Source organism: Nocardioides sp., assembly GCF_031422975.1.
Classification (GTDB): domain Bacteria; phylum Actinomycetota; class Actinomycetes; order Propionibacteriales; family Nocardioidaceae; genus Nocardioides.
Genome location: NZ_JANPEO010000614.1, coordinates 1 through 9,307, shown reverse-complemented (window position 1 = coordinate 9,307; position 9,307 = coordinate 1). Strand labels below are relative to the sequence as shown.

12 protein-coding genes and 1 pseudogene are annotated in these 9,307 nt (G+C 69.2%); 5 read left to right on the top strand and 8 right to left on the bottom strand.

Features of this window, described 5'->3' with window-relative positions; all coding sequences use genetic code 11:
- Positions 1–351: pseudogene (locus RMO85_RS18315) on the top strand (DUF429 domain-containing protein); the annotation flags it as partial.
- A gap of 50 nt (positions 352–401) precedes the next feature.
- Entirely contained in the window at positions 402–752 is a 351-nt protein-coding gene (locus RMO85_RS18310) for a hypothetical protein (protein WP_310530155.1), read from the top strand.
- A 66-nt stretch (positions 753–818) separates the two neighbouring features.
- On the opposite strand, the gene RMO85_RS18305 is transcribed toward RMO85_RS18310, so the two are convergent.
- The 7 genes from RMO85_RS18305 to RMO85_RS18275 all read right to left on the bottom strand — a co-directional run bounded on the left by RMO85_RS18305 (position 819) and on the right by RMO85_RS18275 (position 7,177).
- Positions 819–1,631, bottom strand: coding sequence for a transporter substrate-binding domain-containing protein (locus RMO85_RS18305; protein ID WP_310530154.1), 813 nt, complete (start codon positions 1,629–1,631; stop codon positions 819–821).
- Positions 1,631–2,224, bottom strand: coding sequence for an ATP/GTP-binding protein (locus tag RMO85_RS18300; RefSeq protein WP_310530153.1), 594 nt, complete (start codon positions 2,222–2,224; stop codon positions 1,631–1,633). Before RMO85_RS18300 ends, RMO85_RS18305 begins: the two co-directional genes overlap by 1 nt.
- Entirely contained in the window at positions 2,205–2,579 is a 375-nt protein-coding gene (locus tag RMO85_RS18295) for a DUF742 domain-containing protein (RefSeq protein ID WP_310530152.1), read from the bottom strand. The genes RMO85_RS18300 and RMO85_RS18295 overlap by 20 nt, the downstream gene beginning before the upstream one ends.
- Before the next feature lie 13 nt (positions 2,580–2,592).
- Complete coding sequence (locus tag RMO85_RS18290) at positions 2,593–3,012, bottom strand: roadblock/LC7 domain-containing protein (protein WP_310530151.1); 420 nt, start codon at positions 3,010–3,012, stop codon at positions 2,593–2,595.
- Between the two features lie 15 nt (positions 3,013–3,027).
- Positions 3,028–6,339, bottom strand: coding sequence for an ATP-binding protein (locus RMO85_RS18285; protein WP_310530150.1), 3,312 nt, complete (start codon positions 6,337–6,339; stop codon positions 3,028–3,030).
- A 182-nt stretch (positions 6,340–6,521) separates the two neighbouring features.
- Positions 6,522–6,941, bottom strand: coding sequence for a hypothetical protein (locus tag RMO85_RS18280; RefSeq protein WP_310530149.1), 420 nt, complete (start codon positions 6,939–6,941; stop codon positions 6,522–6,524).
- A 23-nt stretch (positions 6,942–6,964) separates the two neighbouring features.
- Positions 6,965–7,177 (bottom strand): DUF2945 domain-containing protein, encoded by a 213-nt coding sequence (locus tag RMO85_RS18275; protein WP_310530148.1) that lies wholly within the window; start codon positions 7,175–7,177, stop codon positions 6,965–6,967.
- Between the two features lie 83 nt (positions 7,178–7,260).
- On the opposite strand from RMO85_RS18275, the gene RMO85_RS18270 reads away from it, so the two are divergent.
- Together RMO85_RS18270 and RMO85_RS18265 are read left to right on the top strand one after the other, a co-directional pair.
- A complete protein-coding gene (locus RMO85_RS18270; protein ID WP_310530147.1) occupies positions 7,261–7,638 on the top strand; it encodes a hypothetical protein in 378 nt (125 codons plus the stop codon).
- 7 nt (positions 7,639–7,645) lie between these two features.
- Positions 7,646–8,035 (top strand): DUF2237 domain-containing protein, encoded by a 390-nt coding sequence (locus RMO85_RS18265; protein WP_310530146.1) that lies wholly within the window; start codon positions 7,646–7,648, stop codon positions 8,033–8,035.
- A gap of 46 nt (positions 8,036–8,081) precedes the next feature.
- Here RMO85_RS18265 and RMO85_RS18260 read toward each other — a convergent pair whose 3' ends face one another.
- On the bottom strand, positions 8,082–8,585 hold the full coding sequence (locus RMO85_RS18260) for a hypothetical protein (RefSeq protein WP_310530145.1): 504 nt from the start codon (positions 8,583–8,585) through the stop codon (positions 8,082–8,084).
- A gap of 152 nt (positions 8,586–8,737) precedes the next feature.
- Here RMO85_RS18260 and RMO85_RS18255 point away from each other — a divergent pair.
- Positions 8,738–9,307, top strand: a 570-nt coding sequence (locus RMO85_RS18255) for a hypothetical protein (RefSeq protein WP_310530144.1), incomplete at its 3' end; no start/stop codon positions are given.

The window sequence follows — 9,307 nt, the reverse complement described above, 5'->3', positions numbered from 1 at the left end:
ACGGCCGAGCCGGAGGCCGACCACATCGTCGGCCAGGACCTCGCCACCTTCCTCGCCGGGCACTACAGTGACGCCGGCTGGTCGCACACCGACCACTACGGCTGGATCGGCGGCCTGCTCCTCGAGCTCGGCATCACCTCGCTCGACGAGCTCGCGGGTCTGCTCACCTCGGTCGATGCGGACGCCATCATCCGGCGCATGGGCTACCGCTATCCGGCGGGCGCGGTGCGCCGCCTCGACGACGCCCTGCTCGCGATCTTCGGCCAGCAGTACGTCGACCTGACGGGCAACGCCCACCGCGTGGACAAGCTCACCGCGCGCCTGGAGAAGTTGAATTCGCCCGACGGCTGATTCGACACCCTTACTAGGGTTGGCTCGTCCCCTGACCCGAGAGACGTGACATGACCGAGCCGGCACAGCCCCGCCGCCGCCACCTGATGGACCCCAACGCGCCCCGCCCGGTGCGCGATCATGCCTCGGAGAACAAGAACCTCACCCGGGTGCAGCGCTGGGTGATGTCGGCATTGGCGGTGACCACGATCTTCCACCTCGTGATGGGCCTGATCCTCGCCGCCTTGTTCATCGACGACCCCCGCCCGGGCGCCCGGGTCGGCCTGATTCTGATCGCCGGCGCGTTCGGCGTGATCGCGATCGCCGTGGCGTTCCTGATCCACGGCAAGAGGCCGTTCACGCCCTGGCTGCTCGTCGGCCTGATTCCCTCGGCCACGGGCCTCGTCCTGGTCTACCGCTGACGGGCGAGAATGCACATCGGCCCGCCGCACGAGGCGACGGGCCGATCTCGGGTCAGCGGGTGAAGGCTACTTCTCGGCCTTCGCCCTGCCGAACCACTTGTGGTAGATCCTGTCGTAGCGGCCGCTCTTCTGGATGTGGGAGAGCACCTCGTTGACGACGCGCAGCAGATCCACGTCGCCGTCCTTCTTCACCGCCATGCCGTACTGCTCGCCGGTGTCGAACTCGGCGACGACCTCGAAGGTCGGGTGCCTCTTGATGGCGTCACCGACGATGTTGTTGTCGTAGATACCAGCATCGACGGTGCCGCCGCTGAGCGCCGAGTCGACGTCCTCGACGTTCTTGAACTTCACGATCTGGGTGGTGGTCGGGGCGTGGTCCAGCGCATAGGTCTCGCCGGTCGTGCCTTCCTGTACGGCGACGCGCCCGCCACCGAGGTCGCTCAGGTCGCCGATCCCGCCACCCTTCTGCACGACCATCACCTGCGCGGCGTTGAAGTAGGGGCTGGAGAAGTCGACGACCCGGGCCCGGTCGCCGTCGATCGAGACGGCGGCGACGCCGATGTCACAGTAGTTGGCGTTGAGCAGCTCGCCCGAAGCGATGGCGTCGAAGTCCTCGTTGACGTAGGCCACCTCGACCCCGAGCTCCTTGGCAACCTCTCCGACGAGGTCGATGTCGAAGCCGACCACCTTGCCGTCCTCCTCGAACTCGAACGGCTCGTAGGGATACGACGTGCACACCGTCAGCGTGCTTTCCCTGATCAGGCTCGGGTCGGGAGCGGTGCTGGCGGTCGAGCCCTCGGCCGACCCGCACGCGGCGAGCCCGAGCAGGGCCAGCACGACGATGGCGACCCGCGTCAACGGCGGACGAGAAGTGCGCATCAGCTGGCACCTGCCAAGGTCCGGGTGAGGTGCTCGAGGGCGTACTCGGTCACGCGGATGAGCGCGGCCTTGGCGGAATCGCGGTCGCGGGCGTCGACGGAGATGATCGGCACCTCAGGCGGCAACGCGAGCGCTGCCTGGACCTGCTCGAGGGTGTACTTCTCAAGGCCGTCGAACTGGTTGACCGCCACGATGAACGGCAGCCCCTTGGCCTCGAAGTAGTCGAGCGGCGAGAACGACTCGTCGAGTCGCGCGGTGTCCACGATGACGATGGCGCCGATGGCGCCGAGACACAGGTCGTCCCACATGAACCAGAAGCGACGCTGGCCGGGAGTGCCGAACAGGTAGAGGATCAGGTCCTCGCCCAGCGTCAGGCGACCGAAGTCCATGGCCACGGTGGTGGTCGCCTTGGACGGCACGGCGTCCAGGTTGTCGACGCCCTCTGACTCGTTGGTGACGAGGGCTTCGGTGCGCAACGGCTGAATCTCCGACACCGCGCCGACCAGAGTTGTCTTGCCGACGCCGAAGCCGCCTGCGATGACGATCTTGGTCGACGCAGCCTTACGCGAGGGGCTAGTACGTGCGGAGTCCACGAAGGGTCCTTTCGATGAGCTCGATCCGCTCGTCTTTGGACGAGTTCTCGGTGATGGTTGCTTGCACGCGGACGAAGCCATGTTCAACGAGGTCGCTGAGCAGGACGCGTACGACGCCTATGGGCATCTTGACGAGGGCCGCGCATTCAGCGACGGAGCGTCGGTCACACACCTCGAGCACCGCGAGCGCGGCACTGCTCACACTGGCGCGGGCCTTGGCGGCATCCAGCCGCAAGGTCGCCTCCAGGGGCAGGTCCACAGTTGCGTGGGTCCGCCCCGAGGTGATGGTGTACGGCCGGACGAAGCGAGGTCGGGCGACCTCTTCGTCCGCACCGTTCGACTCAACTGGTGCCACGACCTGTCACGCCTCAGCTCGTCGAGCTGACGCGGGCCTCGGCCTGGACGGTCTGTCCGACGCGCTCGACGAGCAGCGCCATCTCGTAACCGACCTGGCCGATGTCGGCATCCTCCTCGGTCAGGACCGTGAGGTTGGAGCCGTCACCCACGCTCATGAGCATGAGGTAGCCGTGCTCCATCTCCACGACGGTCTGGAGCACCGCGCCGCCGTCGAAGAGGCGGGCAGCACCGACGGCCAGGCTGGCGAGACCCGATGACACGGCCGCCACCTGCTCGGCGCGCTCACCGGGGATGCTCTGGCTCTCCGCCATCAGGAGGCCGTCCGCCGACACCAGGATTGCGTGTGCGGCGTCGGTGACCTCCTCGACGAATCGGGACACCAGCCAGTTGAGGTTGTTGTCGGTGGCGGAGACGCCTTGGGACTCGGTCATTTCTCTTCTACCTTCTTACTGGTCGTCGAAAGCCACGGCGGCGGTACGTCCACGTCGGACGCCAGCCTTGTGTGCGGTAAGTCGGGCTCGGATGGCTTCGGGGTCACGGCCGGCGACCCCCACGGGCTTGGTCACGCTGCCCGGAACGAGGCGTGCACCCGGACGGCGGACCGGGAGCCCGGAATCGCTGGTTGACTCATCATGGGTCTCTGCGACCGTGTCGGCACGCTGCCAACCAGCCTCGACCTCGGTGGAGGTCCACGCGCGGTCCTGCTCGTCGGTGCTGAGCCACGAGGACTTCGAGGATCCGTTGACCGCTTGGGCGATCTCGGGTTCGTGTTCGGGTTCGGCGAGGGCCTCAGCAGCCTGTGCTGGGATCGATTCGGCTGCCGGCCAGGCGTAGTTCGGCTCGTAGCTCGGCTCGAGGGAGGGTTCGTCGCGCTCTTCGGCCCGGGTGTCGAAGAAGGACTCGGAGACCAGGTTGGCAGCGGGTGCCTCGGTGGTGTCGTCGGCCCAGGACTCCTCGAAGGGTGCGAAGAGCTCATCGAGGGTGAGGCTGGTCTCGCCCGAGGTCGGCTCGTCCGGGGTCTCCTCCTCCCAGGTCGGCTCGTCGGGGGTCGGCTCGTCGGGGGTCGGCTCGTCCGGGGTCGACTCGGAGGCGGTCGGCTCGGTGGCGGTCGGCTCCTTCGAAACCACCTCGGCGAAGGCGACATCCTCGAGGGACTTCGCGTCCGACGCGGCTGGCAGCGGGTCGCTCAGCGGGTCGGGTGCGAGCGAAGCTCGTTCGCGCGACGGCATCTGCAAGATCGCAGCGTGATCGACCTCGTCGTAGTCCGGGATCGGGAGCCGGCCACGCTGGGGGCGGATCTTGGCCATCAGGGCCGCGATGTGCTCCTCGGGCGACTCCGCGGCCTCGGGCTCGGGCGACTCGACGGCCCCGTGGATCTCGTCAGCCTCTTCAGCCTCGACGGCCCCGTCAGCCTCGACGGCAGCAGTCGGCTCGTCCGGTGCAGTTGCACTGTCGATGGCGTCGTCGCTCGTGTCCTCGGCGACCTCGGAGTCCTCGGTCTCCTCGGGCAGGTCCGGCACCGCCGAGACCGTGGGCGTCACCAACGCGAGGTCGCGCTTGGACCGCAAGGGCAGGGCACCGGTCGCGCGCTTCAACTCGCGCGGTGCCTCAGGCTCAACGTTGCCGTCGGCGTCGGTCTTCGGCAGCAGGACACCGGCCGAGCTGAGCTGGGGCAGGGTCGCGCCACGCTCCCGGGTGGGCAGTCCCTGGTTGACCGGACGCAGGTGGGTGTCGCCGATGCCGAGCGGATCGGACTCGTCGTAGTTCGGCTCCCAGGAGCCACGGGCCGGGAACGGCGCCGGCGGCGTCAGGTCGGAGTCGTCGGAGTCGGAGTCGGAGTCGTTGATCCGCGCCTCTGCCGGCACGAGCGCGGCCTCGACATCGACAGCCGCGACCTGCTCCGGCGACGCCTCCTCCTCGACCGGGACCGGGTCGATGTGAGCGCGCGCGGGCAGGATCGCGTTGGGGACGAGTACCTGGGCCGTCGTCCCGTCGCCACTGTTGGCCTTGAGGGTCACGCTGATGCCGTGACGCTGCGCGAGCCGGCTGACCACGAACAGCCCCATGCGTCGAGCGGTGTCGGGGGTGACCTCGACGCCCGTGCGCAGGTTCTCGTTGATCTGCTTGAGCTCGTCGACCGGGATGCCGAGGCCGGCGTCGGCGATGGTGATGGTCACGCCGTTGGCGCTCTCCACCGAGTCCAGCACCACGGTGGTGTGCGGCGAGGAGTAGGACAGCGAGTTGTCGACGAGCTCGGTGAGCAGGTGCACGAGGTCGCCGGCGGCGGACTCGTTGACCAGGATCGGCAGGTCGGACTCGACGCGCACGCGCTGGTAGTCGGTCACACCGGCCGTCGCGGCCTGCAAGGTCTCGCCGATGGAGACGCTCTCCCAGCCGGCCGAGCGCGTCGGCGCATCGGCGAGGATGAGAAGCGAGTCCGCAGTACGACGCATGCGGGCCGCGAGGTGGTCGAGACGGAACAGGCTCTCGAGGCGCTTGGGGTCCTCTTCGTCGCGCTCCAGCGCCTCGATGAGGTTGAGCTGCTGGTTGATCAGGGTGGTGTTGCGGCGCGAGAGCGTCACGAACATCTCGCCGACCTGGCTTCGCAGCCTGGCTTCCCCGGAGGCCAGGGTGACGGCCTGCTGGTGGAGGTCGTCGACCGCTCGCGCGAGCTGGCCGACCTCCTCATGCGTAGTGACGTCGATCCGCTTGATCGGGCCGGGGTCCGAGCCGGACCGGATCCTGTCGACCGCTGCGGGCAGGTCGATCTGCGCGACCTGGAGAGCGCCCTCACGGACCCGGCGGATCGGGTTGACCAGGGTGCGGGAGATCAGGAGCGCGAGCGCGATGGCCGCGGCCAGGGCGACCAGGGTCAGCAGGGCGTTGAGCAGTGCGCTGCTCTCGGCGCCGGCCGCGGTGTCGGCGAGCTCCTTGTCGACGGCGTCGATCAGCGAGGCCTGGATGTTGTCGTATTCGTCGTAGGCATCGGCGCCGCCAAGGACGACACCACCGGTGCCGGCGTCACTGGCGCGCTCACCGTTGTTGATGCGCAGCGTCTGGATGGAGGAGTCGGCGACGCCGCTCTGGCCCGCCAGGCGGTCGAGGGCAACGCTCTCGGCACCGAACTCGGCATACAGGGCGATCTCCACGGTGCGACCGGTGCGCTCGCTCGCCGCCAGCGCCTGCTGCTGAGCGAGTGCGAACCGTCCACTCAGCGTCTGGGAGAGGAGCTCGAGGCGAGGCTCGGGGGTGAGCTGCTCGTTGATGATCGAGGTGATCAGCGTGGTGACGCCCGACTGCATCTGCCTGAGCTGGGCGATCCAGGTGCCCGGGCTGACCGGGCCGGTCGCCTCCTCGCGCAGGGCCCGGCTGAGGTCGAGGATGACGTCGACCTGCCGGCGCTGCTCGAACGTGAGGACGGCAGTGTCGCGCGTCTTCTCGAGCTCGTCGGCGGCGGCCTTGAGCTCGATCACTGCATCGTCGAGGGCGGCCTGGCTGGTGCCGACGGAGGACTGGGCCGCCACCATGCCCTTCTCGGCCGCTGTGAGGTAGCCGATCGCCGGTTCGAGCACGGTGACCTGCTGGGCACTGGCGTTGGCGTTGTTCGACTGCTCGAGGTCGTTGGTGACGCGGAGACCACCGAAGGCGGCCGCGAGGAGCAGCGGGATCGCCAGCGCGAGCGCAACCTTGCGCCTCAGCGGCCAACCGGAGACGGCGAGTCGGGAGTCGCGTCCCCTGGACGGGCTCTGGTCGCTCATGTGAACCCCATGACTTTCCTCTACGCGCCGACCGAGGACGGCTGCCCCGAACAGGGCAAAACTCAAGATAGAGAACAGCAGCCCCTGCGCGGGGCGGAATCAGAGAACTAGGTCGTACTAGTTATCTAGACCATCGCTGCGGACGAGTCCCGAGGTGCGTTTGGACGACGATCAGGGGCGTGTCAGGCCAACGACCAGACGCCCGGAGCGCCCTTGCGCATCACACCGTCCTGGATCATCGACTGCCGGGCTCGGCGTGCGGCGTACCTCCACCGCAGCTCGCCCTCGGGAGTCAACTGACGGTCCCCGTCGAGCAGTTCGTCGGCGAGGCGCGACTCCAGCGCCGTGAAGACGTCGTCGCCGTCGAGGACGCCACCGGCCGCCTCGAGCACGCCGATGATGTGCGGGGCGAAGTCCTCCGGCGGCGTCCACCTGCGGGGCGCTCGTCGCGCCGGTACGACGGGTGCCGCTGCCTTCGGAGCGCGTGGCGCCCTCACCCGGGCCACCTTGGCCGGGGCCGGCGGGGACGGGGGTGCAGGGGGCATCCCGTGCACACACGTCGACAGGGGCAGGTCACACAGGTCGCAATAGTCGTCGGACATCGATGCCCACGCTAACCCACGACTCAGGCGCGCTCGACCTCGCTGCTCAGCTTGAGGACCGTGGTGCTGTCCTCCTGCTCGATGACATAGACGGGGTCGTCGGGGCTGCCCTTGCGGGTGACCTGTGACCCCTTCGTCGTGCGCGTCACCGTGTCGTGGCGGACCTGCATGACCGTGCCCTCAGCCGACGACGTGCCCGATTCCCACGTCACGATCGTGCCCGGCCGGATGGTCATGGACGCATCATGGCACTGATGTCGCGCTCGCGGACCCCGGGTGGGGGCGTCCCTGGCCCGCTGTGCGGTGGCACGATGCCCTCATGCGGATCGAGGCGAGCGGACTCAGACAGGTCGACCAGGTCTGGGCCGACTACCTGAACCCCTCGGCCTGGCCGACGTGGGCGCCGCAGATCCGCGCCGTCCACGAGATCACCGACCCGATCGAGGAGGGCGATCGGGGTGTCGTGCACGGCCCGCTCCTGGTCCGGGTGCCGTTCCGGATCGTGTCGGTCGATGAGTCCGCGCGGCGCTGGACCTGGCGGGTCGGCATCGGTCCGCTGTCCGTGGTCCTCGACCACGGCGTGGACGAGACGGCGACGGGGTCCTGCGCCTGGGCCGACGTGCACGCTCCGCGGCTGGCCGTCCTCGCCTACTCCCCACTCGCCAGGCTCGCCCTGCGACGCCTGGTGGGCGGATGATCGCCACATGAGCGAGCGCAACGTCCTGGGCGGAGAGTTGGAATCCTGCGGGACCGACCCGATGACCGGGTTCCACCGTGACGGCACGTGCACCGTCGGCCCGCACGACGCTGGGCTGCATGCGATCTGCGCCGTGATGACCGAGGAGTTCCTCGCCCACCAGCGCTCGGTCGGCAACGACCTCTCGACGCCGCACCCCCAGTGGAACTTCCCCGGCCTCGTGCCCGGTGATCGCTGGTGCGTCGTGGCGGCCCGCTGGCTGCAGGCGTATGACGCAGGACTGGCCGCACCCGTCGTCCTCGCGGCCACGTCGGAGCGTGCCCTGGACGTCGTGCCCCTCGACGTCCTGCGTGAGCACTCGGTCGACGTGCCTCCCGATCTCAGCGTGCTCGACTGAGACGGCCCGACGTCGCTCGGACCCCGTCCCGTCCGCGCCGACCGACTCACGCCCGGCGCGGGCGGAACTCGATCACGTTGGCCGGCCGTGGCCGCGACCGACCTGGCTGCTGTGGCGCGTCGCCAGTGTGGTCGCACGCAGTCTTGAGCGCCCGGCCGCTGACGCGGTTGCCGCTCACCTCGACCACGAAGAGCACCTCGTCGTCGTACCTGCGCCCCATCACGACGCCGTCGAGGACGTGGTCGCAGGTGAAGTCCGCGAAGCGTCGGTGGGCGGATGCCTTCGCGCCCGGCCTGAGCAGGTGCTCGACGAGGAAGCGCAGCGAGGACAGCATGTTGCGGGTCCACTCCCGGCCCGTCCACGTCAGACAGCAGCCGGCCGCACACGACTCCCACGCCAGGTGGGCGAACGGCACGCTGCTGTCACCACGGCCGGTCGGGGTGCCGCGCAAGGTCGAGTTCGACTCGGCAAGGTCGAACAGGTAGTCGCGCTCAGCCTCGTTGAGCGGCGGTCGCACCTCGATGCGACCGAGGAAGACGTTCTCGTGCACGGGACCTCCTGGGGTTGTCCGCGTGCTCATTCCCCGGGTGCCTGCCCGCCCAAACGATCCAGTTCCCGCCTGTGGACAACGCAGCCGTCCGCGCGGACGCGAAGTGGTCAGTTCCGCCCACGGCCACCGGCACGCTGATCCAGAATGCTCCCGTGCCCGACCGTCCCCTCTCGCCCTACGAGCAGCGCCGCACCCGCCTCAGCTTCTCCACGGCGATCGCCATCGCGGCGACGACCGTGCTCGTCACGATGGTGGTGTTGTTGCTCCCGTCGAGCCCGATGGAGTCCGTACGCCGCATGGTCGGCCTCGGCTCCGAACGCGCGCTGCCCGCCCCGCCGATCGAGGACCGCGGCGGCGTCTTCGCGTTCACCATGACGCAGCAGGGCACCGACGAGCCGGTCGGCTGGGACCCGTGCGAGCCGATCCGCTACCGGGTGAATACCACCAACGAGCCGGCCGGCGGCAGCCAGCTCATCGAGCGGGCCATCGCTCGGACGTCGGCCGCGACGGGGCTGGTCTTCGAAGACGACGGAAGCACGGACAGGCGTCCCTTCACGGCGCAGTACGTCCCGATCGGCACGGACCGGCCGGTCATCGTCGGTTGGAGCACCGCCGCCGAGTTCCCGGACCTCGCGGGCGACGTCGCCGGCATCGGTGGCGGCGCGGCCGAGAAAGGCATCCTGGGTCGTCGCTACTTGGTGACCGGTGGGGTCGCGCTCGAC

Bases quoted from the DNA above. Each gene is read 5' to 3' on its own strand.
- RMO85_RS18280 (WP_310530149.1), bottom strand. From the start codon at position 6,941: ATGTCCGACGACTATTGCGACCTGTGTGACCTGCCCCTGTCGACGTGT.
- RMO85_RS18270 (WP_310530147.1), top strand. From the start codon at position 7,261: ATGCGGATCGAGGCGAGCGGACTCAGACAGGTCGACCAGGTCTGGGCC.
- RMO85_RS18305 (WP_310530154.1), bottom strand. From the start codon at position 1,631: ATGCGCACTTCTCGTCCGCCGTTGACGCGGGTCGCCATCGTCGTGCTG.
- RMO85_RS18285 (WP_310530150.1), bottom strand. From the start codon at position 6,339: ATGAGCGACCAGAGCCCGTCCAGGGGACGCGACTCCCGACTCGCCGTC.
- RMO85_RS18275 (WP_310530148.1), bottom strand. From the start codon at position 7,177: ATGACCATCCGGCCGGGCACGATCGTGACGTGGGAATCGGGCACGTCG.
- RMO85_RS18290 (WP_310530151.1), bottom strand. From the start codon at position 3,012: ATGACCGAGTCCCAAGGCGTCTCCGCCACCGACAACAACCTCAACTGG.
- RMO85_RS18310 (WP_310530155.1), top strand. From the start codon at position 402: ATGACCGAGCCGGCACAGCCCCGCCGCCGCCACCTGATGGACCCCAAC.
- RMO85_RS18265 (WP_310530146.1), top strand. From the start codon at position 7,646: ATGAGCGAGCGCAACGTCCTGGGCGGAGAGTTGGAATCCTGCGGGACC.